Consider the following 26,965-nt stretch of genomic DNA (forward strand, 5'->3'; position numbering starts at 1 on the left):
GCGGACCTTCGGTGACGTCCTCGGTCCGGTGAGCACCTTTCCACCTCGGTGGGCGTTTGAGAAGCCCTCAACCGGCCGCTTCGCGCAGTAACCGGCCATCGTCACTGACAGCGTTGTCGGCGAGTGGCGGGCACCCGACGTTCACGGGTTCCGCGCGACGGCGAGCAGCGCGGCGATGCTCGGCTTGCGTTCGTCCCGCCGCCGCCAGGTCATGGTGACGCTGGTTTCCGCGCCGGCCAGCGGAATCGCCGTCGCGCCGGCGTGCTCGACGATCCCGGGCACGATCCCGCACCCCAGCCCTTGCGCGACGCACCGGCACAACGCGGCCAGGCTCCCGACCTCGGCCTCGACGACGGGCCCGTCGATCCGGTCCAGCATCTCCCGGAAGCCGCAGCCTTGTTGCGTGGCAAGGAACCCGACGCCGTGGAGATCGCCGGGCCGGATCTCCGCTTTGTCCGCCAAGGGGTGTCCCGGCGGCACGATCACGACGAGCGGTTCCGTGCCGAGCACCTCACTGGCGAAAGCGGGATCGGCGGGCGTGTCCCCGAAGGTGAAGCAAACGTCCATTTCGGACTCCCGGACGGCCGCGTACAGCTCGCCGCGGCCGCCTTCCCGAACCGAGACCCGCACCCGCGGCCACCGCTGCCGGTACTCCTTGAACATCCCCGGAACCCGGTGCGCGCAGAGGGTTTCGAGCGCCCCGATCGTCAGCTCGCCCTCGGGTTCGCCACGTTCGTCGTCCACGGCGGCCTTGGCCTCCTCGACGAGCGCGAGAACCCGATCGGCGTACCCCACCAGCCGTTCCCCGGCCGCGGTGAGCGCCAACCGCCGTCCGCGCTCGAACAACGGCGTCCCGAGGTCGGCTTCGAGGGCCTGCACTTGTTCGGTGACGCTGGACTGCGCGTAGTGCAGCTCACCGGCGGCCCGGGTGAAGTTGAGCGTCCGCGCGACGACGCGAAAAGTACGCAGGTGGCGCAGTTCCATGGTGTCCCCCATCGGCGTTCCCGATACCGGCCATCGTAACTCCCTGCTTCCGTCGAAGTCACGGAGCGTCCAGGCTCGAGGCCGTGCCAAGACTCCTCACCGGCCTCTCGCTGGGCTACTTCCTGGTCATGCTGGACACCACGATCGTCACGGTCGCGCTCCCGGCCCTCGCCCCATCGCTGTCCGAGCAGCAGTGGATCTCGAACGGCTACACGTTGACGTTCGCGGCGTTCCTCCTGACGGCGGGAGCGTGGTCCGATCGCTACGGCGCCCGCCGGGTCTTCTTCCTGGGCTTGCTCTCGTTCGCGGCGCTCTCGCTTCTGTCGGCGCTGGCGGTTTCCGTCCCGATGTTGATCGCTTTGCGCGCCCTCCTGGGCATCGCCGGCGCCCTGCTGGTGCCGTCGTCGCTGTCCCTGATCGCGGTCGCCTACCCGGAACCCGCGTCCCGCGCGAAGGCCATGGGCGTGTGGGCGGCGGTGAGCGGAACCGGCCTGGTGGCCGGCCCGCTGCTGGGCGGCCTGCTGACGGAGGCGTTCGGCTGGCGGGCGATCTTCGTGGTGAACGTCCCGGTGGCGCTGATCGCCCTGGCCCTGTCCCGCCACGCCCCGGTTACCCCACCCAAACCCCGCCGCACCGACCTGACCGGCCAGGTGTCCGCGGTGATCGCGTTGTCGACGCTGACGTACGCCTTGGTCGAGCGGAATTGGTGGGTACTGTTGCCGTCCGCATTGGCCGCGGCGGTGTTCGTGATGTCCCAACGCCGTCCGGACGCGATGCTCCCGTCCCACCTCATTTCCCGGAACCTGCTGGCGGGCGCGATGGTGAACTTCGCATTGTCGGGTGTTCTGTTCGTACTGTCGCTGTATTTTCAGGAAACGCGAGGCTATTCACCGTCGTCGACGGGCTTGGCGTTCCTCCCGCTGACGATCCCCACGGCGTTCAACCCGATCTTCACCGGCCGTCTCGTGGCCCGGATCGGCCCCCGGATCCCGGCGGTGTCGGGCTTCCTCCTGATGTCGGCCGGCACGCTGCTCCAGGCGCTGGCCCCCGCTCTTTCGGTGGTGGCGTTGGTGTTACTGGGTTTCGGGGTCTCACTGGCCATCCCGTCACTGCTGACCGCCGTGGTCGGCTCTGCGCCGCGAGAGCTGGCGGGCATCGCGGGCGGAGCGTTGAACGCCGCCCGCCAGACCGGCGCGGCCTTGGGTGTGGCGATCCTCGGCTCCCTGCTGAACGTCACCACGACGGCCGTCGTACTCGTCGCAGTGAGTGTCTTGCTGGTTACCGGCGCGGCGATTGTCGCGGGCCGTCGCGCCTGATGACTTCGCCTGTTTCCTGTTTCCTGCTTCGTTAGTCAACAGGCAACTCCTTGTTGTGAATTCGTGCGTGACGAATCCTGATCGCAGGGCGCGGAAATACCGCAGAAAGCCCCGATCAAACACCTTTCCCAAGGAGGATTCGTCATGTCTTTGCCCAAGAAGCTGGCCAGAATCGGCGGCCCGGTGCTCGCGTTCTGCATCATCGCGGCGTCCCCGCTGATCGGTTCCACCTCGGCGTTCGCGGACGGCGACGACGGCGGGACCCCGCCCCCGCCGCCCACCAGCACCACCACCCCGCCGCCCGCGGGCACCGACGGCAACCCCTGGCACGGTTGAGGTGCGCCGGGCCGGTCACGATCGGTTCGTGACCGGTCCGGTGACGGGCGGCGAAACAGCGCCGTCGAAATGGTGAGTCATCCGGCGGATATCACGGTCGGCGGCAGGCGCACTCCAGTTTCGCGCGTTCCTCGCGCACCCGCTCGACGTCCGGCAGGTCGAGCTCGGCGAACCCGTGCTCGGCCGCGGCCCAATGCGTGACGGCGTTTTCGTGGTCGCCCATCGCGTGCAGCGTCTTCGCGATGTCGTGGTGCGCGCGGGCCTCGTACGTACGGTTCCCGTGGCCATCGGCTAGATCCAGCGCCGCCTTGCCGGCGGTGAGGGCGTCGCGGTGGGCGCCCTGGGCGAGGGCGGTCGCGCCGCGGTCGAGGTAGAGCTGGGTCTGCAGGTCGGCGTCGGGCGCGTTCGCCGCCACCTCGCGGGCCTTGTCGTGGTAGCGCACGGCCTGGGGGAACCGGCCCTGCTGGCGGTGCACGTTGCCGATGTTGTTCAGCGCGTACGCCTCGACGACGTGGTCCCCGACCTCGGCGGCGTGCCCGTGCGCCTCGGTGTAGCTGGCCAGCGCCTCGGTGAGCAGGCCGAGCTTCTCCTGCGCGGCCCCGAGGTTGTTCAGCGTGTGCGCGACGCCCTGGATGTGGCCGATTTCGCGCAGCATCCGCGCGGCCGCCGCGTTCTGCTCCATGGCGACGGCGAAGTTGCCGTGCAGCTCGTTGAGGTAACCGAGCATGCTCAACGCGTGGGCCTCGCCCCGCCGGTCCTCGGTCTGTTCGTACTTCTCCCGCGCCGCTTCGAGGTGGGCGATCGCCTGGCCGTGCCGGCCCAGCTCCATCGTCGGGATCGCGAGCGCGCACAACGTCGCCGCTTCGCCGCGCGGGTCGCCGAGCCGGCGCCACTTCGGCAACGCCCGGGCCGCGAGCTCGAGCGCTTCGGACAGCTGCCCGCGCCGGTCGTGCGCGGTCGCCAGCCGGAGCAGCACGTGCGCCTGGCCGTAGTCGTTGCCCGGGTCGGCGGCGACGGTCTCCCAGGCCAGCTCGAGCGTGCCGATCCAGTCCTCGAACTGGTTGGTCGTGTTGAAGTAGCGCCACAGCAACACGGCCAGCCGCCAGGTGTGCTCGGGCAGGTCGTGCTGGGCGGCGTACCGGATCGCGGCCACGAGGTTGTCGCGCTCGGCGACGATCCACCGCAGCCCCGCGCCGGTGTCGGCGAAGGCCGGCGTCACCGCGGAAGACCGGTCCGTCGCGGGCAGCTGGGCCTTGTCGAACGGGTACGCGGCGCCGACCGCGGCCGCCAGCGTGACCAGGTAGAAGTCGAGCAGCCGCACGAGCGCTTGCCGGGGCGCCGGTTCGGCGCCGGCGAACTCCTTGAGCGGGTCGAGCATCAGGTACCGCTCGGGCGCGGCCTCCTCCAGCAGGCTGACCTCGTGCAGGTCGTCGAGCAGTGACCGCGCTTCGCCGACGTCGCAACCGGCCAGCGCCGCGCCGCCGGTGACGTCGACCTCCGGCCCGGGCAGGCTGCCCAGCAGCGTGAACATCGCCCGCTGCGGCTCGCCGAGCTGCTGGAACGACACCCGGACGGCGGCGATGCCGTCTTCCTCACCCCAGGGCCCGCTCTCTTCGAGCAGGTGGAGCAGGTGCTCCAGGGGCCACCGCTCGTGCCGCCGGAACAACGCGGCCGCCACCCGGACCGGCATCGGCAGGAACCCGCACCGCTTGACGACCTCGGCCACCGCCGCCGCCCGGCCGCGCACCCGCGGCGGCTCGGTCAGCGCGTGGAACAGGTCGACGGCTTCTTCGGGCGCCAACGGCGAAAGCCGGACGGAGTCGCCGGTGTCGGCGTCGCCCATCCGGCGGCTGGTGACGACGACCAGGCAGCCGTCCGCCTCGGGCAGCAGTGGCCGAATCTGCTCCGGTGACGCGGCGTTGTCCAGCACGATCAGCGTGCGCGTGCCCCAGAGCGTCGTCTGGTAGAGCGTGGCCTTCCGGCCGACGGTGGCCGGGATCTGCTCCGGCGGGACACCCAGCTCGACGAGCAGTTCGGTGAGCGCGTCGCCGACGCTCGCCGGGTCGACGCCGGGGGTGAACCCGTTCAGGCGCGCGAGGAGCTGCCCGTCGGGGAACCGGTCGCGGAGCCGGTGGGCCGCCTCGACGGCCAGCCCGGTCTTGCCGACGCCGGGCGCGCCGCTCACCCAGACCGCGCGCCGCCCGGTCGTGGCCGCCGTCTCGATCGTGGCGAGTTCCGCGGCGCGGCCGGTGAACCCGCCGGGCCGCGACGGCAGCGAGCTCGGCGGTTCGCCGTGCTCCGCCCGCGCGGCGAGGTTGCGCAGCACGGGACCCGGTTCCATGCGCAGCTCGGCGAGGGCGTCGCGAGTGCCGTTGAAGACGCGCAGCGCGCCCACCCGGTCGCCGCCGGCGATCAAGGCGCGCATGAGGAGCTCGGCGTGCATCTGGCCGGCCGGGTCGGAGCGGACGAGCGGCCGCAGCCGGTCGCGCGCCGAGCGGTGGTCCCCGGTTTCCAGCTCCAGCTCGGCCAGGTCGCCGACGGTGTCGGGCAGGCTTTCCTCCGGGAAGACCACCTCCGGGCCGCCGACGCGGTCGATGTCGATGTCCTCGAGGAACGCCCCGCGCCAGAGGCCGGCGGCCTCGCGCAGCAGCTCGACGGCCCGGCGCGGATCACGCGTCCGGACCTCGGCGGCTTCGGTCCGCAGCCGGTCGAACCGGACGGTGTCGAGCTGCGCGTCACCGATCCGCAGCAGGTAGCCGGTCGGGGTCGTCTCGATGGTCACGTCGGTGTCCTGCACGACGTCACGCAGCCGCTTGATGTAGCCGCGCACCATGGTGGGCTTGGCTTCCCGCCCGGCCCAGACGATCTCCGCGAGGCGCGCGGGCGTCACCGGCTTGTTCGCGTTCAAGAGCAGCACGACGAGGACGAACCGTTGCTGCTGGTCACCCAGCTGCACCGGGGCGCCGTCGTGCCACGCCTCGAGCGGGCCGAGCATCCGAAACTCCACGCGGCCTCCCCGGCGCCAGCTTGCTGTCCGCAAATGACATCGCGCAATCGGCCGAAAGGGTTTCGAAAATCCGCATTTCCTGCACGTTCGATACACACGCCCTTGCCAGGCTGCGCCGGTGAACCAGGGGCGTGAGGGAGAAACCGGTATGGGGTCCGACGTGTTGCCGTGCTACGTCGCTTGCGATGTGTCGCTCTCGATGGCCGATCACCTCGACGAGCTGAACACCGGGCTGCGGGAGTTCCGCGGCGCCGTGCACGCCGACGCGTCGGTCACCGGCCGGATCCTCTGCAGCGTGATCGGGTTCGGGGAGACCCCGCACGTGGTGCAGCCGCTGCTCCCGATGGACGACCTCGCCGAGCTGCCCGCGCCGCGGGCGGGCGCCGGCACCAACTTCGGGCCGGCGTTCACGTTCCTGCGCGAGGTCATCGACGGGGACGTCGGCGGGCTGGAAAAGCACCGGCTGCAGGTGCACCGCCCGGTGGTGTTCTTCCTGTCCGACGGCCAGCCGACGGACCCGGTGACCTGGCCGGCGGCGTTCGCTTCGCTGACCGACCCGGCGTGGGCGCGCCGTCCCCGGGTGGTGGCGTTCGGCGTCGGCGACGCGGACGAGGACGCGCTCGGCCGGATCGGCACGTTCCGCACGTACTTCGGCCGCGACGGCGTCCGCGTGGGCACGGCGTTGATCGCCTCGGTGATGCACGTTCTGTCCACTTCCCGTCCACCGGCCGATCGCATCCTGTCCAGAAAGGAGACGTCATGGAAACGCACTGAAGGAGACCGGCGGTGAGAGGGCGCGCAGAACTGGTCCAGGAGCTGAAAACCCTGCGCAAGGGGCGCGGCTTGCTGGGCAGGCTGGAGGAGCGGGTGGGCCCGGTGCTGCGGTTGGCCTGCGAAGTGACCGAAGAGGACGGCCTGGCGACGGTCCGCCAGAAGGTGGCCGGCCGCCTGTCCGAGCTGGCCGAGCACCTGCCGGAGGACCTGCGGCTGGCGGCGTTGGCGGCCTTCGCGATCTGCGCGGAGGCCCGCCAGCCGCTGTACCAGGACCGGGTGAAGTGGGCGGCGATGCGCGTCGACCGCGACCCGCGGACGGTCCGCCGTCGCGTGGACGAGGCCATCGAGCTGCTGGCCGAGCTGGCCACCGGAGCTTCGGCCGCGCTGGCCGCGTCCCCGGCCGACCGCTGGCACTCGACGTCGCTGACGGTGGCGATGGTCCTCGACCAGCCGCAGCCGGAGATCCTGGAGCAACGCCGGATCGTCGCCGACCAGGACGGCTTGCGTTCGCTGGACCTGGCGGTGTCGTTGCCCGCCGGTCGTCAGGACCTGTCGGTGACGGTGTTGTACGGCGGCACGCTGGTGGACCGCGGGATGGAGGCGAGCGACCGCTGGGGCTACGGCCTGGAGCTGCCCCGCCCGCTGGCCCGGGGCGAGTCCTGGGAAGTCGCGGCCCTGTTCCGCCTGCCGTCCGCGGCGGCGCTGCGGCCGTACATGGTGTGCGTACCCCGGCACCTGTGCGACTCGTTCGACCTGCGCGTCCGCTTCGGACTGGAGCACCCGCGCGAGGTCCGCACCCTGGAGGGCGCGTTCCAGCGAGACGTCTCGGACCCGGCGTACAGCGGCCGCCGCCACCCAGTCGATTCGGCGGGGGAGGTCCACCTGCGGTTCCGTGGGCTGACTCCAGGGCTTGCGTACGGCGCGAGGTGGGACGACGAGCCGTGAGTGGTCAGTCCAGCAGTCGTTGTTCCTTCGCCACCGCTACGGCGCCGGCCCGGGTGTCGACGTCGAGCTTGCCGTAGATCCGGCTCAGGTGGGTCTTGACCGTGGCCTCGCTGATGAACAGCGCGCGGGCGATCTCGCGGTTGCCCAGCCCCTGCGCGAGCTGGCGGAGGATGTCCCGCTCGCGATCGGTGAGCGACGGCCGCGGGGTGCGCAGCTGCGCCATCATCCGGTCGGCGACCGGCGGGGACACCGCGGTGCGGCCGGCCGCGGCCGCCTCGATCGCCGCGTACAGCTCGTTGGCGGACCCGGCCTTCAGCAGGTAGCCGGTGGCGCCCGCGGCGATGGCGCGGGTGATGTCCGCGTCGGTGTCGTACGTCGTCAGGACCAGGATCCGGGGCGCGCCGGGATCGGCGAGGATCCGCCGCGTCGCCTCGATCCCGTCGATGCCGGCGCCCAGCTGCAGATCCATCAGGACGACGTCCGGGCGCACGGTGGCCGCGGTCGCGACGGCTTCCTCCCCGCTCGCCGTCTCCGCGACGACCTCGATGCCGTCCGCGCCCGCCAGCAGGGCGCGCAGCCCGGCCCGCACGACGGCGTGGTCGTCGCACACCAGCACGCGAATGCGGTTTTTCGGGGGTTCCGGGTGGCGGAGCCCCCGGCCCAGGGCGGAGCCCTGGTTGTCACAGCTCATGGGGAAGTCTCCAACGGGATCGCGGCCGAGATCACGGTGCCCTGGCCGGGGGCGGATTCGACGGTCAGGCGGCCACCGAGCTGCTGCGCGCGGGCCCGCATGGCCGGCAGGCCGTGGCCGCGTTCGCCGGGTTCTGCTTTTATCACAAGGAAACCCCGTCCGTCGTCGGCGACGTCGAGCACGATCTGGTCGTCGAGGTAGGTGAGGGTGACCACGGCACGGCCGGCTCCCGCGTGCTCGAGCGCGTTGGCCAGCGCGCCCTGGGCGATGCGGACCAAAGCGGACTGAACGCGCTCGGGCAACGGCCGCTCGGCGCCGTCGACGCGGACCTCGGCCGGTAGCCCGGCCCGCGTCTGCCGGTCGGCCACGGCGTGGAGCGCGGCTTCGAGCGTGGCGTCGGCGAGATCGGCGGGCGCGAGGTCCTGCACGAGCCGGCGCGCTTCCGACAGGTTGCCGGCGCCGACGCGCAGCGCGGAACGCAGGTGCTCGCGCGCCAGCTCGGGCCGCGCCCATGCCTGGTCGGCGGCCTGCAGCAGCATCGCCTGGCTGGACAGGCCCTGCGCGAGGGCGTCGTGGATTTCGCGGGACACCCGGTGCCGCTCGGCCAGCACCCCGGCGTTCCGTTCGGACTCGCGCAGCCGCTCGGTTTGCCGCCGCATGAAGGTGATCACCGCGGTCGTGACCAGGGCGATGGCGATCGGCACGACGGTGAGGTTCGGGTCGAAGCCGTCGGCCAGCCGGTTCTGCGAGACGACCACGAGCGCGGTGACCACGGCGACCAGGGCGACGGCCGGGCCGGTCGGCAGCGTGCGCAGGCCCGTGACGAACAGCGGGATCGCCGACCACGCGAAGCTGGGCGCGAGCACCACCAGCACCACCCAGAACACCAGGACGACGACCAGCCAGACCAGGCCTGGCTTCACCAGCCCCACGCCGTACGTGACGACGAGGGCCGCGGTCAGCGCGATCACCCAGGGAGCCAGCGGGCTGCCGTCGTGGCGGGTCAGGAACCGGACCGCGGAGGCGAGCACCAGCAGCAAGAACGCCGAGTGCATGACCGCGGCGAGCCACCGCGCGTCGGAGTCGGCCGTCGTCATGTTCGCTCCCCTCCGCTCTCAGCGTCGACCGGGCGCGGTGCCCGCGCATCAGCCGATCGGCTGACCCGGATGTCGGCCGGTCGACGCGGGAAACGTCGCCGACGCACCGACCGCGTCGACCCGTGGCGGGCTGAAGCTGGAGTCATCGAACCCCACGATCCCGAGGAGCGCACCATGATCTCGACCCGCACCCGCATCGCCGCCGCTGTCGCCGCGCTCGCCGTCACCACGGTCGGCGCGGTGTCGGCCACCGCGGCTCCGGCTACCGGCGTCGTCCAGACGTCACGCCTGACGATCGCCTCCGCGCAGAAGGCGGCCCAGGCCGCACTGAACGCCGCGACCAAGGCCGGCCAGCACGTGTCGGTGGCGGTGATGGACCGCGACGGCAACACGGTCCTGACCCTGCGCGGCGACGGCGCGGGCCCGCAGTCCTACAGCTCGGCGCAGCAGAAGGCGTTCACGGCGGTCTCGTGGAACGCGAAGACGTCCGAGCTGGTGGGTCGCCTGCAGCAGACCCCGACGTTGAAGGACATCGAAGGCACCCTGTTCCTGGCCGGCGCGGTCCCGGTGACCGCGGGTGCCACCCCGATCGCCGCGGTCGGCGTCGCGGGAGCGCCGTCGGGCGCCCAGGACGAGACGTTCGCCCAGGCCGGCGTGGACGCGCTGGGCAAGTAACGTGTCTCCGATGTTGATCAGTGACGTCCGCCCCTGGGGCGGCGAGCGCAGCGACGTGGAGCGTCGTGGTGACCGGATCGCGGCGATCCGCCCGCACGCTCCTTCCGCGTCTCCTTCGGTCGAGGGCCGCGGCCGCTTGCTGTTCCCGTCGTTCAGCGACGTCCACGTCCACCTGGATTCGACGCGCATCGGCCTCTCGTTCCGCCCCCACACGGGCGGCCCGGGAGTGGTCGCGATGATGACGAACGACCGCGACAACTGGCGCTCGGCGGAGGTCCCGCTCCCGGAGCGAGTGACCGGGACCCTGGAGCGGATGATCGCCCACGGCACGACGCGAGTCCGCAGCTACGCCCAGGTGGACGTCGACTGCCGCCTGGAGAAGCTGGACGCGGTCCTGGCCGCTCGCGAGAAGTACGCAGATCAGGCCGAGGTCCAGGTGATGGCGTTCGCCCAGGCGGGCATCCTCCGCGAGCCGGGCACCTTGGACCTCCTGGACGCGGCAATGCGCTCCGGCGCAACGGTCATCGGCGGCATCGACCCGTGCACCTTGGACCGCGACCCGAAAGGACACCTGGACGCGGTATTCGCCCTGGCCGAGAAGCACCAGGCCGAGATCGACATCCACCTGCACGAGCCGGGCCACCTGGGCCTGTTCTCGACGGACTTGGTGATCGAGCGAGTCCGGGCGCTGGACATGCGCGGCAAGGTGACGATGTCCCACGCATACGACCTGGGCTCCATCTCGGAGTCGGTAAGCCGCAGGGTGATCGACGACTTCGCCGAGCTGGACATCGCAATGACGACAGTCGCCCCTTCCACCGCCGGACAGCTGTCCCTGCTGGACCTGGTCTCGTCAGGCGTCCGCATCGGCCTGGGCGAGGACGGCCAACGGGATTACTGGAGCCCATACGGCAACTGCGACCTCCTGGACCGCACGTGGCAACTGGCCTTCACCCGAGGCTTCCGCCGCGACTCACATGTGGAGCTGGCTTTGGCGGTCGCGACAATGGGCGGAGCGTCGATCATGAGCCACGACGTCCCCCGCCTGTCGGGCATCGACGACCGTCCAGGCCTGGCGGTGGGCGACCGAGCAGACCTGGTCCTGGTGGACGGCGAAACTCCGACAAGCGCGGTGATGGACCGAGGCAAGGACCGCACGGTCTTCCACAACGGCAGGGTGGTGGCGGACGGTCTGGCTGTGCTCAACCGATGACCGACGGATCAGGTGTGAGCAGCTCGTGGCCATCCCAGGTGAACCTCGCCGTGGTCACGGCGTCGTCGCCGTCGGCGCCCGTGATCAGCTGGTGGATGCCGATGCCGCTCAGCTCCGAGTAGACGCACCACTCGTGGTCCGACGTCAGCATGAGGTCGAGGTCGAGCGCCGACAGCAATCCGAACACCTGCCCTCGGTTCGTGGCGTCGACCCCGACGAACACCTCGTCGAGCAGGATGACGCGGGGCGCTTCCGGCGCGGCCTGGTAGTGCGCCGCGACGGCGGCGAACAGCGGCAGGTGGAGCGCGATCGCCTTTTCCCCGCCCGACAGCGCCCCGTGCAGCTTGCGGGTCAGCAGCTTCCACCCTTCGCCGTTGGCCCGGTCGACCTTGACCACGAACTGGTGCCACGCCGTGTAGTCGAAGACCTGGGCGAGCTGCTGCTCCCAGCTCGTCGCCGTGTCGTCCGCCTTGGCCTGCTCGATCCGGTCCCGGAAGAACCGGTGCAGTGATTCCCGTTCCGCGTCGTTCAGCCCCGCCGGATCCTTGAGCAGGAGGTCACGGGCGGCTTTGGTGCCGGCCGGCAGATCCGGTGCCACCTGCCAGACCAGGTGCACCGCCACCTTCGACGCCGTCCGCACCCGCTCCAGGCGGGCGTTCATCCCGTCGACGAGCTCGTTCGCCTGCCGGATTCGCGCGGCCAGGTGCCGCCGGGTGTCGCCGGTCAAGGTCTGGTCGAAGAGCCGCCGCTCGCGTTCGGTGATTTCGTCGCGGCTCTGCTCGGCCTCCGTCCGGAGGATGTGCAACAGCTCCGCGGCGCCGACCCGGATGCCGTCGACCACCGCGGTGAAGACCTGCACGTCCTCGTCGGTCTCGAGGTCGAGGTCCGCTCGCGCCTTCAGGGTTTCCCGGCAGGAGTGCACGGATTCGGAGAGCCGGTGCAGCGCGTCGCCGATGTTGGCGGGCGAGTGGGGAATGGTCGGCCAAGCGCCGGCCACCAGCCGGGCCGCCTCCAAGGCGGCGCGGACGCCGTCCGACGCGGCGAGAGCTGCTTCGAAGGTGGCCAGGTCGTCGATTCCGCCGTCGGCGGGGAACACACCGGTCGCCAATTGCCGGAACCGGTCCGCCGCGCGATCCCGGTGGGTCCCGGCGAGCTGGTGGGCTTTGTCGTCGGCTTCCCGCCGGGCCTTCACCTCTCCGAGCTTGGTGGCGAGCTCGGTGACCGAGCTCGCGGTCCTTCGTTGCTCTCCACCCAGTTCTCGAAGCTTGGTGCGCAAGCTTTCGATTTCGGCCAGTACCTCCCGGTAGTCGACCCCGAACGTGCTGTCGACGGCTTCGAGGGTGGCGGCGAGCCGTTCGTGTTCGCCGGCGGCATTCGCGGCCTCCTCCGCTCGTTCGGAGGAGGCCTCCGCCGAGCGCCGGGCCTGTTCGGCCGCGGAGGTGGCGACCTGCCGGAAACCGGTCAGCTTGGTGTGGGCTTCCAGCCAGCCTTCAGCTTGGTCCTGGAAGGACGTAATGGCGGTCGCCAGGGTGCCGAGGGCCGCGCGGTCGGTCGGCAAACCGTGTTCGGCGGCGACGCCGGTCAGTTCGTGGAGCGCCCGGGCCACCTCTCGATCGCGCGAGGTGACGGCGTCGACCCGGTCCCGGACGATCCGTTCGGCCGCGGCGCGTTCCGACTCCCGCCGCACCACGGTCTCGGCGGCGGCGGTCACCGCGGCGTGGCCGGGACGTGCCGCACGTTCGTGCGCGACCACCTCCCGGCGCTTCAGCAAGGCAGCCAGCTCCTCGTCCAGCGAGGTCACGGTGGCGTCGTACTGCGCGACCGATTCCGTCAGTGCGTCGATGCGACGTCGGCGGGCTCGTTGGCGGGCGAGGGCGCCGACGTACGAGGCGTGCTCCTTTTCCCAGCTCCCGCTGAGTGAGCCCAGCCGCCACGACCCGTCCGCGCCGATCGCCACAGGTGCGTCTTCGGGCAGTTCGTCGCCGAAAGCGATCGACCGCAGCAGCCGCTCGACGGCGGTTCGCTCGACACCGGCGTCGCGCTCGGCGATCAGGACGTCGCCGAGCGACCGGCCGGGTACCGGCGGAAGAGCGTCGGGATCGGCGAAGACGTCGTGACCGGCCACGTCGCCGCGCGGCCCGACCCAGGCGTCCAGCAGGCCGCTTCCTTCGAGCGCCGCCTCGACGGCCGCGGCCGTCCGCGCCGGCGTTGTCTCCGAGAAGTCGACGAGCCGCCACAGTGGCGCCCCGGTCATCGTGGCACGGTCGGTCGTCCGCGCCGGTGGCGCGACCGGGGGGAGGTCCTGTTCTGTGCGGAGCCGGTCGAGAACGTCGATCAGGTCGGCACGTTCGTGTCGCGCGGTCGTCAGTGCGGAGCCAGTCGTCGTTTCCTGGCGAGTGATGTCTTCCAGGATCGGCGTGACGACGGCATCAATCGCGGCGAGCAGTGCCGTTTCCGACTCCAAGCAGCTCAGGAGGATCTCGGGCTCCGGAAAGATCAACTCACGACAGCCCGCGACCCACGCCAGAAGCTCGGTGCTCAACGCGGTCAAGGCGGTTTCGCGTTCGGCAGCTGCGCCGGTGAGCTGCTCCTGTGCCTCGGAGAGCCTGGTCCGGGCCGTGTCCAGGTCGGACTCCGCATGCGTTCGCCGGTCGACCGCCCGCTCGTGGCCGTCGAGCGCCTTGCCGACCGCGTCGAGCTGACCCCGCCTGCTCCGCACGGCCGCGCTGAGCAGGGTTCGGGCTTGGCTCGTCTCGGCTTCCAATCGTGCTGAGACTTCCTCGTACGCGCTCACCAACCCGCCGCGGGTGGCGGCGTTGCGGGCCTCGAGCTCTTGCACACGAACGGCTTCTGCCTGCTGGTGCACGGCTTGCTCGGCAGTTCGCCGGACCTGCTCGTCGGCGGCCGCGGCCGAGCGCTTGCTCGCCGCGTCCAGGCCGAGCCGTTCGGCGGTGGAGCGGGCGTCGGCCGCCCGGCTGCGCAACCTGTCCAGCTCCTGCCCCTGCTTGTACTCCTCGCTCTCCATCAGCCCGGTCTTGCGTGCTTCGGTGGTTCCGACTTCGGTGACCAGCGAGTCGGCGCGTTTCTCGGCGCTATCTTTTTCCCGGGCGGTGGTCTCGTAGCGTTCCGCCGAGTCGCGGGCGGCCTTGGCCAGGTTGTTCAGCTCGGTCGTCGCCGAAATCAAGGCTCCGGCGCCGGCACGGAGAACACGCTGGGCGTAGGTGCGCTGGCGGGTGGCCAGCGTCCGGGTCGCGTTGACTTCTTCCTCGAGTGCTTTGAGCCGTCCTCGTTGCGCGTCGAGCCGTTCGAAACCCTCGGCGAGGTCGGCGATCTCCTGCTGTCCCAAGGGTGGCAGCGCGCGGGAGAGCAGGTTGGACAGCAAAGCGGGGTCGAGCCGTTGTGACAGCTTCGGCATCCGCAGCTGGAGCAACGCCATGATCAGCGCGTCGAAGCGCTGCTCGCTCAGCCCGGGGAACAGCGTCGTCCGGACCTCCGTGCGGTAGTCGCCCGCGTTTCCGTGGACGACGCCGTCGGTTCCGAGGCGCTCCTCCAGCACGCTCTTCGTCAACGGCTGGCCCGCTTGGTTGACGAGGGAGAGCTCGCCGGGATCGACGCGCAAGCTCGTGGTGAAGTAGTCGGTGTGCACGCTGGTGGTGTGCGAACTCGCCTGCAACCGGGCGCCGCAGGTGAACCAGCGCTCAGGCTCACCGGGGAAGCGGAACTCGAGCCAGACGTAGCCGACCCTGGTCGTTCCGGTCGCCCCCTCACCCATGAGGTTCCAGTGCATGGTTCGTTCACCGGTGCCGAAGGTCGAGAGCCGGTTGGCGCGCAGACTCGCGTCGAACAGGAACGGCAGCAGCAGCTCCAGGGCCTTCGACTTGCCGCTCCCGTTGGGCCCGCGCAGCAGCAGGCGCCCCTCGTGGAACTCGAAAACCTCGTCGTAATACCGCCAGACGTTGAGGATCCCGGCCCGGGCCGGGATCCAGCGCGCTGGCCGTGCCGGGGTTTCCCCGGCGGCGTGCCGGGGGAGTTCGGTCACCGTCATGGCGTCGTTCCTCCGGGTTCGGTGGTCCGGGCGTCACGCACCGCGTACCGGGCCGCGGCCGGAAGCGGCCGCACCAAGCCGGCTTCGTGCTGAGCGAGCCCGAACGCGGTCAGGACCGCGAGAGCGTCCGACGTGAGCTGCTGTGGCCCGTCGTCACTGCGATACGTCTTCGCCCACCGAGGGAAGCGGTCGAGCAGGGCCGCTGCTTCGATCTCCAGTTGTTCCACTGTGGACGGTGCGGTGAGTGATTCGAGCAGCAGCAGTGCCGCGACCTTCGCGGTGCCGGCGTCGTCGGGGAACCGGCTGTCGGTCGCGAGCCCTTCGACGTCGATGAAGAGCACGCCTTCAGCGCGTTCCTCCAGGACAAAACCCGCTTGGTCCGCGGCGCGGCGCAGCAGCTGCCGTCCGGTGGGCGAGGCGAGGTAGGCGAGTTCGTCGGCGCTCAGGTCGTCGAAGTAGAGGACCGGATCGTCGACGATCCGGCGGAACACGGAGTGCCGCAGCCACAGGTTGCGCTGAACCTCCGACCGGGTGGCGGTTTCGTCGTGGGCGCCGGAAGCCAGGCCGTAGCGTCGTTCGCGCGACACCGCGGCCAGCAGCTCGTCGAAGCGCAGGGCCACCTCCTCGACCGGTACCGCGAGCTGCGACGCCCCGACCGGCGCGGCCAGCAGCCGGAGCAGCAGCGTCGCATCGATCCGGTACAGCACCTTCGCGTCCGCCGAGTCCACGAAGGTTTCGGTCGTCCCGTCGACGACCTCGACAACGCCGTAGGACTCGAGCAGGCGCAGGACGTCGACGAACGCCATGCGCTCGCCGCGGTTGGCGGTCTCGAACGTCGGCACAACGTCGTCCGCCGCGGTCGCCCGCCCGACCCGGTCCGCCAGCAGGCCGATCGTGGTCACCGGCACCGCGAGCAGCTCGGCCGCGACGACGCACAGCAGCGCGTAGCGGCGACGGTCGAACGCGGCCCGCCCGGATCGCAATCGCCGCGCGGGCCTCGTCGGGTCCGTGACGGTCCGCACCTTGACCAGCCGGGCGTACCCGAGCCGCGGTTCGACGGTCAGGGTCCACCCGCAGTAGTAGTCGAACCATTGCCGGATCGGTTCTCGCCGGCGCCTGACCAGGTCGAACGCTTCCGGTTGGCTGAGCTCGGCGATCAGCGGGGTCGCCAGCAGCCGGCGGATGCCGTGCGCGACCTCCTCGCGTTCGGCGGTCACCAGCTGGTTGGTCAGCTTGGTCACGGGCGGCCTCCGGTGCTTCGCCCGACGAGCCGCTGCCCGGCCGTCCGGATCTCCACCTCGTAGTCCGGGCCGCGGAACTGCCCTCGAGGAGTCGTCAAAATGGCAGTCGAACCGTCCAGCGGCGGCCGGAGGAAGATCTCGATCCTGCCGTCGGAGGTGGTGCTCCGCCGGTTGCCACCGCGACCGGGGGCCGCGCCCAGCGCTCGTCCCAGCAGATCCAGCAGGCGTTCGAAGACGGCGTGATCGAGCGCACCGAACGACGACAGCCGGATCGCACCACCCGTGTCCAGCATGTCCCACGCCGCTTCCAGCTCGGCTCGCTCCGCGCGCGCCTGCTCGGCTCTGGCCGCCCGCACCGCGGCGACGTCGCGCACCTTGCCCGTGCGGCTGAACCGTTCGGTGCGCCCGCTCGTCCTCAGCAGCGGGGAGACCGCCACCGGCGGGGCCTCCGCCCACGGCGAGGTCGAGCTGATCAGCTCGGGATCGGGATGAGCGAGGTGGGCGTGCCGCGCGGAGCTCAGCCCGAAGACGGTCGACCACAGGCGGTGGAGGTCGTCCTGCGCGGGGACCACGGTGAACCACCGGGCGAGCTCACGGAAGTCGGCCACGGCGCTGCTCGCCCGCCGGCGCGACTCCGTGATCCGGTCGAGCACCTGCAGCAGCGCGATGATCGCCTTGCGCGCGACGACGTGCAGCTGCTCGACCCGCGGCTGGGAGCCGTCCACCGGCAGGAACCACGTGCGCAGGCCTTCCCACTTCGCACGCCGGTGTTCGAGCCACGGCGGACCCGGGTCCGTGGCCGTGAGCTGAGGCAGGTCGGCGCCGGTCAGGGCGCGTAGCTGCATCAACCCGACGCCGTGGTCCTCGACCTGCTGGATCCGGACCGCGATGGTGTGCGCCCGGTGTTCGAGGTTGGTGAGGAACTCCTGCAGGTAAGCCACGGTGCTGGCCTTGACCTCGTGGAAGGTCGTGAGGTTCGCACCGTCTGCGCGCAGGAGCCGCTGCAGCTCGCCGTTGAATTGCTTCGTGTTGCCGCGCAACGCTTCGAGGTGGGCTTCGAGCTCGATCAGCGTGGTGAAGATCCGCCGGTTGGTGCCCCTTTCCAGTTCCCTGAAAAGATCACCGAGCCGATCGGCGATCGCGTCGAGCACCGCGGTCTGCAGTGCACCGGTCGCGGCCAGGACGTTCATCGCGTGGACTACGCCCGCGAAGGCGGCTTCGCCTTGTCGCGTCAGGGAATACTGCAGGTTGCGACGCTCGTACTCGCCGGCGGTCCGGTAGTTCTCGGAGTGGTTCTGGACCACGTCGACGAGGTTCCAGTCCCGCAGCTTTCCCAGCGCATCGGTGAGCTCGTCGTCCTCGAGCGCGTCGAGCCAGCCGACGGTGCGCAACCGGGCCCGGACGTCGTCGAGCCCCAGCGCGGTTTCCAGCCGTTCGTTGGCCTCACCGAAGGCGTGCAGGATCGAGACGTACAACCCCGCCCGATCCCCGCTGGTGAAGCGGAACATCTCGGGCGGGACACGGATCGGATCCATGCTGCCTCCCGGTGGTCATCGATCACGCTACGGGACGGCACCGACAGTTTCGGAGTCTCGGATTCGGTGACCGGTCCTTGTCAGCTTGTTGTCCGCTGGACGATTTCATCCAGAAGCGCCATTGCCAAGCGCTCTTCCGGAACGGTTCGCCCGACGTCGGTGAGGTGCCCGGCCAGCTGCGGATCCCACGGCACGGCGGTGACCCGGCCCACGGGAGGCCCATCGGCCACGGCGGCGAGGTAGTCGTCACTGCTCATCCGCCAGGGCGTCGCGCCGGTCCGCGCGACGACGTTGGCGGCGATCCGCAGCCCTTCGCCGTCGAAGTCACCGTGGTAGTACAACGCCGATCCCGCGGCGGAGAGGCGGTTGAGCAGGAGGATGCCCGCGCTGCTCGGCCACCCCGACGTGCACACCAGCGGCGGGCAGCGCCCGCCGAACCGGTCGAGCGCCACGGCGAGCACGCTGGGGTTCTCGAAGACCCACACCTCGGCCGGCGCACTGGTCAACGCCGTTGCGGCCCGCAGCTGCTGCAGGGTCAGGGCCGCTGCGAGTCCGGCGTGGGCGCACAGGTCGAGGACGCCGCTGACCACGCCGCCCCGCGTCCGCAGCCCAGCCGCCAGGACGGTGGAAGACAGCTGGTCGTCGGCGATCCCGGCCCGTTCCCACAGGGCCCGGCGCTCAGGCGCGTCGACCGGAGGCGAGACGTCGTAGATGGCGACCAGGGCTTTCAAGACGAGGCTCGCGCAGCGTTTGCCCTCGTCCAAGGCGTGCGTGTCACCGAGAACCTCGTCAGCGAACTTCGGAAGCGGCTGCCCAGCCGCAGGCAGCCGGGACAGCACCTGAAGAACCTTCGCGAGTTCTTCCTTCGTCCGGGTGATCGAGCTTTCGATGAGCCCAGCTCGCCGGACACCCGTCACCCAGTCGCCGAGCGCCGGCTGAGCCGCGACGACCGGATGCCCGGCGAGCCAGTCCCACAGCTCGGCGCGTCGAGCCGCGGCTTCGCGCCGCCCGGCGGCGCGATCGCCGATCGGTCCGATCAGCTGCGTGACGAACTCGCGGGAGTCCTGGCCGGTGCGTTCCAGCAGCACTTCGTCGAGCTTGGCGAGGCTGATCTCGACGTGTTCGCCGGGCAGCCGCGCGGACCCGAGCAGGTCGGCCAGAGCGGTCCGCTGCCCGAGATCAAGCGGCCCGACCTTCACCCGATTGACCGGCAGCCCACCCGACAGCCGCGCATGCACCACGGCCCAGAGCGGCATGAGGTCAGGCGACAGTTCCACGATGCCGACCAGTTTAGGCAGCTGTTCAACGCCTTCGCCGGGGCCTCTTCCGGGATACCCCGGCAAGCGGATGTGCGGGCACCCGCACGGCGAACAGCTCGCGGAGCTCCGCCATAGCGGTCTCGTCCGGATGGCCCGACGCCGTCAGACTGGCGATCAAGTCGCGAGCCTCGCCCCGTGGGATCTCGCCGAGCGCGTCGGCGACGCCGTCGGGGCCACCGATTTCCAGCAGGCCGACGAACTGCTCGGCCATACCGCGCAGGGCCTCTTCGCTGCCGAGCTCGTCCATGGCGAGCTCGCCGTCTTCGACCAGCAGGTTCGTCGCGATCGGGCCCAGCTGCCGGTCCTGGCGCAGGTCCCGCAGGAACGCGGACCGGTCGGGAGCGGTGGAGGACAGCACTTCGAGCATCGCGGCCGCGCGCGTCCGGAAGGGGCAACCACGGATCGCGTCGAGCAGGAGCGGTAGTCCGCGCTCGCGGCCACCATGGGCGGCCAGCCAGCCGGCGATCTCCTCCTCGGCCGCTTCCGAGGTGTAGTGCTCGGAGAGAAGGCCCAGCATGGGGGCGGGTTCGGCTTCGGCCAGCTCACCGACCAGCGGCGCGTACCGGCCCGCGGCCACCAGCTGGCCGCGCACGGCCCGCGTGGCCAACGCGGTGAGCGATACCAGCTCCATGGGGCCGGCACCTGGTGCCAGCGCGCTGCGCAGCCGGTCACGGGTGTCCGGCGAGAACGGCGCCACCTCCAGGTCGGCGCGGTAGATCGGATCGGGCACGCCGGTGGTCAGCTCCACCACGCCGAACTCGGCGAGCGTGAGGAACACCCGGTGCAGGTCGGCTGCGACCCCGGTGCGCCACGTCTTCTCGGTCCGCTCGTCGAGCTCTTCGAGGTAGAAGCCTTCGGTCAGGGACAACCAGACGCTTTCCGCGAGCCGGACGACCGGCGTCGGTTCGGGCAGCCCGTAGAGGGTGTTCAGCACATCGGGCAGCACGTCCTTGATGAGTTCACCGAGGAGGTGGGTGTGCTCGAAGGCCCACGGGTTCCCCCGTGTGACGAGCTCGGGGGAGGGCAGGGCGTCGAACGCGGCCGTCCACAGCGCGAGCCCGTCGCGCAGCAGCCTGGCGTTCTTCGCAACCCGCACAAGCCGGTTCTTGACCACGCGAACGATACGAATCCGCTTGGCCAGCTCGATCAGCTGGGCCAGAGCCGGCAGGTCAGCGCTGCTCCGCGTCCGGTGGACCCGGTCACCGATGGTCCGATCGAGCTCGTCGCCGGTGTCCAGCAGCGCGACCAGCTCGCGGGCATCGGCGAGCGTGAGGTTGCCGGTCTGCGTCAGTGCCCGGCCGTCGCCGACCCAGTCGGCCAGCCGCCGCAACTGGGCGACGACCGGAGTCTCCTCGGCGACCGCCGCGAGATCCGTATCCGGCAGCAGCGAAACCGGCAACTGGTTCACCGCTCGTTCGGGCGAGCCACCGCCATCGAGGACGTACCGAGCGGCGATCTCGTCGAGCACGCCCTGGTCGTAGTCGACCCGGCCCGCGCGGACGTCGTCGAGGAAGCCGTTCATGGCGGCGTTGTCGGTGGGATCCACGCCGCGGCGGAGAGCGTTCATCGTCCAGAATTTGGCCAGCCCGAAGTTGCGTTCGTCGCTCATCGCCACGGCGAACCCGCTGCCGGCCTTCGTGATGGCCGCGTCGAGATCGGCCAGCGGATCACCGGTCGGATCGGCCAGCCCGCTGACGTGCAGGTACCGGACGAGCAGGCGCAAGTTCTCAGGCACATCGGCCGTATCTTCCGCGGTGGCCGACAGCGTTCGCGGCAGGTACACCAGGAGATATTCCTCGACCAGCCCGGAGGTCCAGTACGCGAGCCGCCCGTCGACGCTGTGGTGCCGGAAGTCGAGTGCCTCCTCCAGCACCACCGGACGGAGCTCGAACCCCGCGCCTTTCGCCCACACCCCGCAGCGGCGGATCAGCAGAGCTTTGGCGGATTCGAACGCGTCGATGTCCTCGGGTTCGAAGTACGTGCGCATCAGGGTCTCGCAGTCCTCGCCGGTCAGGGGGCATCCAGGCTAGTGCAAGCGGCGAGGGCGCTTCTCGGCGAGTCGTCCGGGGCCGGCGGTCAGCGCGTGGGCTCGTCGCCGAGTGCGACGTAAGCGGGCCGCAGTAAGCCGATCAACGGATGGCCGCGCACGGCGAGGTCCACCGTGGCAGTTGGTCGAGCAGAGCGGTGCTCGCGGTCAGCGCGGGGCCCGTGGTGGGGATTTCGGCTTGGAGGACGAAGTACGAGTCGAGGCAGTCCGCTAGTGGTGGGCCCGCCTGCTTGGTGTGGTCCGCTGCCGGTGGTCCATCGGACCGCGCGGCCGCCAGGTTGGCCAAGAGATCTTCGCGCTCACGCCCGTGCCAGGCGAGGATGGTGAATGGATCGTCGTTGAACCGGGCAAGAGCAGTCCATCGACAGCTGGCCGGCCGAGGTGGGGAACAAGCTGCGGGCCTTCAAGCCGCCCTCGACCACTCGTGGGCGAGGAGGTGGCGGATACCAGTTGCTACTCACCGACGGCCCCTTCCGACAGGGCGAACAGGCTGCGCAAGTCGCGGGTGGACAGCTCGGTGAGCCGGCCTTCGCCGTCGTTGATCGCGAGGTCGGCCAGTGCTTTCTTCTCCTCGATCATTTCGTCGATCTTTTCTTCGAGCGTTCCGGTGCAGATGAACTTGCGCACCTGCACGTTTGCGTTTCTGGCCGATGCGGAAGGCGCGGTCGGTGGCCTGGTTCTCCACCGCGGTGTTCCACCATCGGTCGAGGTGGATCACGTGGTTGGCGGCGATGAGATTCAACCCGGTGCCGCCTGCCTTGAGCGACAGCAGGAGGATCGGCGGGCCATCGGCGGGCTGGAACCGGGTGACCAGGTCGTCCCGGCGCTTTTCGGTGTGCCCCCGTGGAGATAGGCGCCGTCGGTTCCGAATCGTGGCGGCCGTGCTCGCGGGCGCCGCGAACGGATGCGGCCGGGCCGACCGAACGCTTGGCTCGGGCTCGTGACCGTGCCTTCGGAATCCTTGCCCCTCAGGCACTAGCCGTTGCCAGGGAACCAGAACCCGTGCAGGACCAGTATGGGGAGCCTCCGGCGAGAAGGGTTGTGTTCGCGCCGAGGCTAGCGGAGGCCGTTGGCAGGCTCGCGACCGCCACGCCGGTGTGTCACAGGTCGACGCGGTCGAGCTTGGCGATGAATGCTGTCTTGCGTTTGTGAAGTTCTCGTAGCCGGCCGAGGTACGCCGCGAAGGCGGCTGCGTTGTCAGTGGCTGCGTAGGCGTCGCGGAGGTACCGGAGCCATCTTGATGGCTTTCGGGTACCGGTACTTGTCGGTACTGGCGTCAGCCGCGACTGGATGAGCCGTTGCCAGGGCTCGATCACGTCCTGCGGGTGGGCGGGTTGGCGCAGGTCGATGAGCTGATGCCAGCGCGACTCGGGCAGGTCGCCGGAGTGGCCGACCGCCGTCTCCCAGGCGTTGTCCAGTTCGCCTTCGTCGACGAACACCGCGATGAGCTGGTCAGCGAAGCCGGGCCGGCTGGTGGAGGCGTCCCGTAGCCGGCCGATCGCCTTGTCTCGCAAGCCGGGCCGGCCGCCGGTGCGCTCCGTGGTGCGGCGCAGGTCGTGATAGTGGGCTCGGGTCGGGTGCCGGTCGAACAGTGTCCACCGCAGGGCGAGCGCGTCGTCAGTGGCTCCGCGTTCGAGCAGCAAGTCCACGTAGACGTCCCGAAGCTCGTCCTTGCCGATCGAATTGTCGATCTTCAACCCGCGTAAGGCCCAGCTCTCGGCTTCGGCCACGCGGCCCGCGTCTCGAAGGCGATGACGATCTTGAGATACTGGGGCACGGCGTAAAGATTTTCGGCCAGCACCCTGCGTGTCAGGGTGAGTTGAGTCCACTGGTTCACAGCAACCCGGCCTGACGCAGGGCGAGATACGGATCGACTGAGATGACCCGCACGAGCATGTCCTCGCTGGTCGAGGGCGATAATGAGCGGATGGCTTCCCAGTACCCGCGCAGTGACGGGCCGCGGCGGCGGCGTACGTTCACCGCGTCGGAGAAACTCGCCCACCTGGACGCCTACGAGGCAGCGTGCGAGCAGCACGACGGCGGCGGGTATCTGCGGCGGGAAGGCTTGTACTCCTCGTTGATCAGCGAGTGGCGCAAGCAACGCGATGCCGGCGTGCTGACAGGCAAGAAACCGGGCGCGAAGGTCGGGAAGCTGTCCGCGGAGCAAGCTGAGATCGCCCGGCTCACGCAGGAAAACGCCCGTTTGAACAAACGGTTGAATACCACCGAGACTGCCCTGGACATCATGGGAAAAGCGCACGCTCTCTTGGAAGGTCTTTCCGAGAGAGCGGATTCCGACGAGAAGCACAAGAAGCGTTGACCCACGCCTATGCGTCGATGACCGCTGATGGTGTGCCGACCAGGCAAGCCGCCCAGTTGACCGGTCTGGTGTGCTCGACGGCGATCCGGCACGGCAAGGCTGCCGCCGCGCCCACGCCAGTCGTCGTGCCGCAACCGGCGCCGGACCCGGTCAACAAGCTGACCGTTTCCGAACGCCGACGGATCATCGAGATGCTCACCGGCACACGGTTCGTGGACCTGGCTCCGCTGCAGATCTACGCCCATCTGCTTGATGAGGGCGTCTACCTGTGCTCGGTGTCCACGATGTATCGGGTGCTGGCGGAGAATAAGCAGGTCAAGGAACGCCGCCGGTTGGCGCGTCATCCCGCGGCCGTCTGTCCGGAACTGGTCGCGACCGCGGCCCGGCAGGTCTACAGCTGGGACATCACCAAGCTCGCAGGGCCGGTGAAAGGCACCTACTTCGACGCGTACATGATGATCGACATCTACTCCCGGTTCATCGTCGGAGTCCATGTCGACGCCCATGAATCCGGTGTCCTGGCGAAGGAGCTGATGGAACAGATCTTCACCGTCCACGGCGTCCCGCAGGTCGTGCACGCTGACCGGGGCACGTCGATGACCAGCAAAACCGTCGCGGTCCTGCTCGCCGATCTCGAGGTCACCCGATCACACTCAAGACCCGCGTGTCCAACGACAACCCGTACTCGGAATCACTGTTCAAGACCTTGAAATATGGCCCGGAATTCCCTGAATGCTTCGGATCGCTGTCGGAGGCAAGGAAGTTCATGGACGAATTCACCCAGTGATACAACCACGAACATCGACACACCGGCATCGGCCTGCACACGCCCGCCGACGTCCACTTCGGGCTGGCAGCCGCCAAAGCCGCCGACCGGCGCGTCGTGCTCGCCGAGGCCCGCGCCAGGCATCCGCACCGGTTCGGTGGCATCATCACGGCGCCGAAGGTGCTCGATCTCCCCGACACCGTCTGGATCAACCGACCAGCCGACGGCAACAACCAAGACACCGAACCCGAAGCCGCCTAACACCCACTGGTCTCACTCACCTTGACAAATTCCGGCACGGCGACGTAGTGGTCGAGATCGCCGGAGATCTCGGCGAGCTGCTCACGCAACACGAGGACCCCGAAAGAGACCATGCCGTGCCCGCCTGGGTCCGCGGTCCTGGCCCGGCCCTCGACCAGGCGCGCCAGTTCAGCGCAGCCCTTTGCCCCGAGCGCGGCCGCGTAGTCGCGCAGTTCGAAGTCCGGCCAGCCCGGCCCGTCGAGGCGCACCTTCACCAGCCACGCTGCCAGCCGCTTCCGATCGGGCGCCGCCGCCGCGCAGGCACGCGCGTGCACTGCCATCAGCGCGCGAAGGTCGTCGCCCAGGTTCCCGGACGAATCGTCCAGGTACATCAGCGCCGTCGTCACGAGGTCGACCGCGCGCCGCGTGAGGGCGGGCACCAGGTCGGGCTCGCGCTCGATGAGTGCGTCGCACGCGGCAACGACCTCTCTCATCAGCTGAGAATACGCACGCCTCTCATGCGCCGGATGCGTCCGCCTATCGCGCCGCAGCCCGTCGATCAGCCGACGGATCCGCTCTGCCTCTACGAGTGCTGCCCGCTCACCTGGTGGCACGCAGAAGTTCCGCGAGGCGGTTGCCGACCAGCGAGACGCTGGGCAGCGGTTCGCTATCGAAGAACGCCTTCTTGTGGCGCCCGAGCAGTTTCTCCCCGTCGCGCGACCAGAAGAAGCCGGGCTTGCGCAGCAGCGCGCGGAAGACCGGATCGGCGCCGTCGGGATGGCGTTCGACCAGGCGGCGGATCGCCAGCGGTGAGACCGAATCGTCGTGGAGGTATCCGCGCAGCTGAGTGAGATTGGCGCGGTCGTCGGCCAGCGAAGGGTCGGCGAAGAGAGCGTCGAGACGGCCGAAGTCGCGGTAGTAGTTGAGTCCCTCGACCTCGTCATAGACCAGTGCGATGGTGTCGGCGTCCAGAAGTTCGTCGGGCAGCTGCCCGAGCTCTTCAGGCTTGGGACCGGTGCGCGCGCCATTGCCGTCGAGTTTCGCAGTCACTTTCGTCTGCAGGCGGCGGTAGTGCTCGCGCAAGGTCTTCTGGGCCTCGTGCGGTGCCAGCACCGTGAGGTCGGAGCCGACCTGGGCGATGAACTCCGCGCGGTGCTCGGCCTGTAGGTCCCAGCCCTCTTGGAGTATGGCGGGGTTGCGGCGGAGCAGTTCCGGACGGGCGACGATCTCCTGCGCGGCGTTTTGGGCGATCTGGTGGCGCTGCGACCGGGGGAACACGGCGAGGTGCCCGCTGACCAGCCAGGCGTCGGTTGCCGGATGGACCGGCACGATCCGGCTGATGACGAACATTCCTTGGCGCAGCTGGGAGAACGCTTGGCGCCCCATATTGGAGTGGACGCGATAGACGAGATCGTCGAGAAGGTTGTGGAGTTCCACGGCGTCACCATCGAGCCGCCGGACCTCGAAGCACCCCTCGACGACGTCACGCCAGCCGAGCACCATCTCCTGCTCGTCCTCCGGAAGCGGCGGCTGCCGCCGCGCGACGAACTGCTCGACGACGGTACGGCCGTCGCGGAGCCGGTGTTGGAGCGCGAAGTGGTTGATGGTGAGGACGGCCGTGCCTTCGTCCAGGTAGCCAAGCTGATCGGCAGCGTCGACCAGCCGCGCGTTCAGGTGCGTCCGGAACTTGGACTCTGAGAGAACGCGATCAGTTCGCCTTTCAGATCCCCGGCGCGGTCGATCAGCTCGTCGATCGAGGGGACGGTATCGGCAGCTGAAGGGGACTGCGTGGCCATTTCGGCACTCTACCGGTCGCCTGCGGGGCGATACTCCTGGTGTGTCGCTTCACGGCAGGTCAGGATCGGCGTGCTCCGCGCCGAATCGGCGGGCGGTATCAAGGTCGACGAGTGAATGTTCGGCAAGCCATTCGACCGCGCGACGTTGCGCGCGGACGTCGCTGAACTCGTACCAGATGGTGAGAAGCTCCGGGTACTCCTCGCGCAACTCGTCCTTGAACCGGCGGAAGGCGCCCTTGCCGCGGATGGCTCTCGCCAGCCGTCCGCCGGCCAGTTCGTCGCTGATACTTTCCGCGAAGTCCGCCATGTCCTGGTACCAGACGTAGGACGGCAGTGGGTTGATCGCGATCAGGTCCAGGTCGTCGAGGTCGACCGGGTGCTCGCCGTCGATCCCGCAGTCCCGGGTCCAGAATTCGATCTCGCCTGTCTGCGGGTTGACCAGGTGAAGGTGATCGTGATCGGTCTGGTCCTGCAGGGCCGTCGCGATCTCACCGAGGTCGAACTTGTCCAAGCCGAGCATGTGGACAGACTATCCGTGCTCGCTCCGACCCGGTCGGCTTCCGCCGGGGGCGGATTGGCCAGCCGACCTCGGTCCAGGGCGAGTAGAGGGATGTTTTC

At 69.8% G+C, this 26,965-nt stretch carries 21 protein-coding genes and 2 pseudogenes; 8 read left to right on the plus strand and 15 right to left on the minus strand.

Features of this window, described 5'->3' with window-relative positions; translation table 11 throughout:
• Positions 1-141: 141 nt before the first annotated feature.
• On the minus strand, positions 142-996 hold the full coding sequence (locus ACLJQZ_RS03505; RefSeq protein ID WP_410618509.1) for a LysR family transcriptional regulator: 855 nt from the start codon (positions 994-996) through the stop codon (positions 142-144).
• A 71-nt stretch (positions 997-1,067) separates the two neighbouring features.
• Between ACLJQZ_RS03505 and ACLJQZ_RS03510 the strand changes: the two genes are divergently transcribed.
• Both ACLJQZ_RS03510 and ACLJQZ_RS03515 read left to right on the plus strand, forming a co-directional pair.
• Positions 1,068-2,300, plus strand: a complete 1,233-nt coding sequence (locus tag ACLJQZ_RS03510; protein ID WP_410618510.1) for an MFS transporter — start codon at positions 1,068-1,070, stop codon at positions 2,298-2,300.
• 144 nt (positions 2,301-2,444) lie between these two features.
• A complete protein-coding gene (locus tag ACLJQZ_RS03515; protein ID WP_328644927.1) occupies positions 2,445-2,636 on the plus strand; it encodes a hypothetical protein in 192 nt (63 codons plus the stop codon).
• 91 nt (positions 2,637-2,727) lie between these two features.
• Here the strand turns inward: ACLJQZ_RS03515 and ACLJQZ_RS03520 are convergent, their stop codons facing one another.
• Positions 2,728-5,643, minus strand: coding sequence for a tetratricopeptide repeat protein (locus tag ACLJQZ_RS03520; protein WP_410618511.1), 2,916 nt, complete (start codon positions 5,641-5,643; stop codon positions 2,728-2,730).
• A gap of 148 nt (positions 5,644-5,791) precedes the next feature.
• Here ACLJQZ_RS03520 and ACLJQZ_RS03525 point away from each other — a divergent pair, with 148 nt between their 5' ends.
• Both ACLJQZ_RS03525 and ACLJQZ_RS03530 read left to right on the plus strand, forming a co-directional pair.
• Positions 5,792-6,433 carry a vWA domain-containing protein gene (locus ACLJQZ_RS03525; RefSeq protein ID WP_410618512.1) on the plus strand — a complete coding sequence of 214 codons (642 nt, stop codon included), beginning with the start codon at positions 5,792-5,794 and terminating at the stop codon, positions 6,431-6,433.
• Positions 6,430-7,362 (plus strand): hypothetical protein, encoded by a 933-nt coding sequence (locus ACLJQZ_RS03530; RefSeq protein ID WP_410618513.1) that lies wholly within the window; start codon positions 6,430-6,432, stop codon positions 7,360-7,362. The genes ACLJQZ_RS03525 and ACLJQZ_RS03530 overlap by 4 nt, the downstream gene beginning before the upstream one ends.
• A 4-nt stretch (positions 7,363-7,366) precedes the next feature.
• Here the strand turns inward: ACLJQZ_RS03530 and ACLJQZ_RS03535 are convergent, their stop codons facing one another.
• Together ACLJQZ_RS03535 and ACLJQZ_RS03540 are read right to left on the minus strand one after the other, a co-directional pair.
• Positions 7,367-8,053 carry a response regulator gene (locus tag ACLJQZ_RS03535; RefSeq protein WP_410618514.1) on the minus strand — a complete coding sequence of 229 codons (687 nt, stop codon included), beginning with the start codon at positions 8,051-8,053 and terminating at the stop codon, positions 7,367-7,369.
• Positions 8,050-9,150, minus strand: a complete 1,101-nt coding sequence (locus ACLJQZ_RS03540) for a sensor histidine kinase (RefSeq protein ID WP_410618515.1) — start codon at positions 9,148-9,150, stop codon at positions 8,050-8,052. The genes ACLJQZ_RS03535 and ACLJQZ_RS03540 overlap by 4 nt, the downstream gene beginning before the upstream one ends.
• A 174-nt stretch (positions 9,151-9,324) precedes the next feature.
• On the opposite strand from ACLJQZ_RS03540, the gene ACLJQZ_RS03545 reads away from it, so the two are divergent.
• Together ACLJQZ_RS03545 and ACLJQZ_RS03550 are read left to right on the plus strand one after the other, a co-directional pair.
• Positions 9,325-9,825, plus strand: coding sequence for a GlcG/HbpS family heme-binding protein (locus ACLJQZ_RS03545; protein WP_410618516.1), 501 nt, complete (start codon positions 9,325-9,327; stop codon positions 9,823-9,825).
• A gap of 10 nt (positions 9,826-9,835) precedes the next feature.
• Positions 9,836-11,038 (plus strand): amidohydrolase family protein, encoded by a 1,203-nt coding sequence (locus ACLJQZ_RS03550; RefSeq protein WP_410618517.1) that lies wholly within the window; start codon positions 9,836-9,838, stop codon positions 11,036-11,038.
• Here ACLJQZ_RS03550 and ACLJQZ_RS03555 read toward each other — a convergent pair.
• From ACLJQZ_RS03555 to ACLJQZ_RS03585, 7 genes and pseudogenes are all read right to left on the minus strand, one after another.
• Positions 11,028-15,083: a TIGR02680 family protein gene (locus ACLJQZ_RS03555; protein WP_410618519.1), complete on the minus strand. Its 4,056-nt coding sequence runs from the start codon at positions 15,081-15,083 to the stop codon at positions 11,028-11,030. The genes ACLJQZ_RS03550 and ACLJQZ_RS03555 overlap by 11 nt on opposite strands.
• On the minus strand, positions 15,080-16,324 hold the full coding sequence (locus ACLJQZ_RS03560) for a TIGR02678 family protein (RefSeq protein WP_410618520.1): 1,245 nt from the start codon (positions 16,322-16,324) through the stop codon (positions 15,080-15,082). The genes ACLJQZ_RS03555 and ACLJQZ_RS03560 overlap by 4 nt, the downstream gene beginning before the upstream one ends.
• Entirely contained in the window at positions 16,321-17,859 is a 1,539-nt protein-coding gene (locus ACLJQZ_RS03565) for a TIGR02677 family protein (protein WP_410618522.1), read from the minus strand. The genes ACLJQZ_RS03560 and ACLJQZ_RS03565 overlap by 4 nt, the downstream gene beginning before the upstream one ends.
• A gap of 80 nt (positions 17,860-17,939) precedes the next feature.
• A complete protein-coding gene (locus tag ACLJQZ_RS03570; RefSeq protein ID WP_410618523.1) occupies positions 17,940-19,136 on the minus strand; it encodes a TIGR02679 family protein in 1,197 nt (398 codons plus the stop codon).
• A gap of 25 nt (positions 19,137-19,161) precedes the next feature.
• Positions 19,162-21,165, minus strand: coding sequence for a hypothetical protein (locus ACLJQZ_RS03575; RefSeq protein ID WP_410618524.1), 2,004 nt, complete (start codon positions 21,163-21,165; stop codon positions 19,162-19,164).
• A gap of 513 nt (positions 21,166-21,678) precedes the next feature.
• A pseudogene (locus tag ACLJQZ_RS03580) lies at positions 21,679-22,098 on the minus strand (helicase-related protein); the annotation flags it as partial.
• A 227-nt stretch (positions 22,099-22,325) separates the two neighbouring features.
• Positions 22,326-22,955 carry a hypothetical protein gene (locus ACLJQZ_RS03585; protein ID WP_410618525.1) on the minus strand — a complete coding sequence of 210 codons (630 nt, stop codon included), beginning with the start codon at positions 22,953-22,955 and terminating at the stop codon, positions 22,326-22,328.
• A gap of 197 nt (positions 22,956-23,152) precedes the next feature.
• Between ACLJQZ_RS03585 and ACLJQZ_RS03590 the strand changes: the two are divergent.
• Positions 23,153-24,572 (plus strand): annotated as a pseudogene (locus ACLJQZ_RS03590) (IS3 family transposase).
• Here the strand turns inward: ACLJQZ_RS03590 and ACLJQZ_RS03595 are convergent.
• On the minus strand, positions 24,569-25,045 hold the full coding sequence (locus tag ACLJQZ_RS03595; RefSeq protein ID WP_410618526.1) for a hypothetical protein: 477 nt from the start codon (positions 25,043-25,045) through the stop codon (positions 24,569-24,571). The pseudogene ACLJQZ_RS03590 and the gene ACLJQZ_RS03595 sit on opposite strands and share 4 nt — an antisense overlap.
• A gap of 106 nt (positions 25,046-25,151) precedes the next feature.
• Positions 25,152-25,988 (minus strand): hypothetical protein, encoded by an 837-nt coding sequence (locus tag ACLJQZ_RS03600; RefSeq protein ID WP_410618527.1) that lies wholly within the window; start codon positions 25,986-25,988, stop codon positions 25,152-25,154.
• Between ACLJQZ_RS03600 and ACLJQZ_RS03605 the strand changes: the two genes are divergently transcribed.
• Positions 25,977-26,249, plus strand: coding sequence for a hypothetical protein (locus ACLJQZ_RS03605; protein WP_410618528.1), 273 nt, complete (start codon positions 25,977-25,979; stop codon positions 26,247-26,249). The genes ACLJQZ_RS03600 and ACLJQZ_RS03605 overlap by 12 nt on opposite strands.
• On the opposite strand, the gene ACLJQZ_RS03610 is transcribed toward ACLJQZ_RS03605, so the two are convergent.
• Both ACLJQZ_RS03610 and ACLJQZ_RS03615 read right to left on the minus strand, forming a co-directional pair.
• Positions 26,222-26,347 carry a hypothetical protein gene (locus tag ACLJQZ_RS03610; protein ID WP_410618529.1) on the minus strand — a complete coding sequence of 42 codons (126 nt, stop codon included), beginning with the start codon at positions 26,345-26,347 and terminating at the stop codon, positions 26,222-26,224. The two genes, ACLJQZ_RS03605 and ACLJQZ_RS03610, sit on opposite strands and share 28 nt — an antisense overlap.
• A gap of 49 nt (positions 26,348-26,396) precedes the next feature.
• Complete coding sequence (locus tag ACLJQZ_RS03615; protein ID WP_410618530.1) at positions 26,397-26,867, minus strand: UPF0158 family protein; 471 nt, start codon at positions 26,865-26,867, stop codon at positions 26,397-26,399.
• Positions 26,868-26,965: the final 98 nt, after the last annotated feature.

This window comes from Amycolatopsis sp. cmx-8-4, assembly GCF_046548675.1.
Classification (GTDB): Bacteria; Actinomycetota; Actinomycetes; order Mycobacteriales; family Pseudonocardiaceae; genus Amycolatopsis.

Coding starts and splice junctions, on each gene's coding strand:
- ACLJQZ_RS03505 (WP_410618509.1), bottom strand. CDS start 996: ATGGGGGACACCATGGAACTGCGCCACCTGCGTACTTTTCGCGTCGTC.
- ACLJQZ_RS03515 (WP_328644927.1), top strand. CDS start 2,445: ATGTCTTTGCCCAAGAAGCTGGCCAGAATCGGCGGCCCGGTGCTCGCG.
- ACLJQZ_RS03525 (WP_410618512.1), top strand. CDS start 5,792: ATGGGGTCCGACGTGTTGCCGTGCTACGTCGCTTGCGATGTGTCGCTC.
- ACLJQZ_RS03535 (WP_410618514.1), bottom strand. CDS start 8,053: ATGAGCTGTGACAACCAGGGCTCCGCCCTGGGCCGGGGGCTCCGCCAC.
- ACLJQZ_RS03540 (WP_410618515.1), bottom strand. CDS start 9,150: ATGACGACGGCCGACTCCGACGCGCGGTGGCTCGCCGCGGTCATGCAC.
- ACLJQZ_RS03545 (WP_410618516.1), top strand. CDS start 9,325: ATGATCTCGACCCGCACCCGCATCGCCGCCGCTGTCGCCGCGCTCGCC.
- ACLJQZ_RS03550 (WP_410618517.1), top strand. CDS start 9,836: ATGTTGATCAGTGACGTCCGCCCCTGGGGCGGCGAGCGCAGCGACGTG.
- ACLJQZ_RS03555 (WP_410618519.1), bottom strand. CDS start 15,083: ATGACGGTGACCGAACTCCCCCGGCACGCCGCCGGGGAAACCCCGGCA.
- ACLJQZ_RS03565 (WP_410618522.1), bottom strand. CDS start 17,859: ATGGATCCGATCCGTGTCCCGCCCGAGATGTTCCGCTTCACCAGCGGG.
- ACLJQZ_RS03575 (WP_410618524.1), bottom strand. CDS start 21,165: ATGCGCACGTACTTCGAACCCGAGGACATCGACGCGTTCGAATCCGCC.
- ACLJQZ_RS03595 (WP_410618526.1), bottom strand. CDS start 25,045: ATGAGAGAGGTCGTTGCCGCGTGCGACGCACTCATCGAGCGCGAGCCC.
- ACLJQZ_RS03610 (WP_410618529.1), bottom strand. CDS start 26,347: ATGGCCACGCAGTCCCCTTCAGCTGCCGATACCGTCCCCTCGATCGAC.
- ACLJQZ_RS03615 (WP_410618530.1), bottom strand. CDS start 26,867: ATGCTCGGCTTGGACAAGTTCGACCTCGGTGAGATCGCGACGGCCCTG.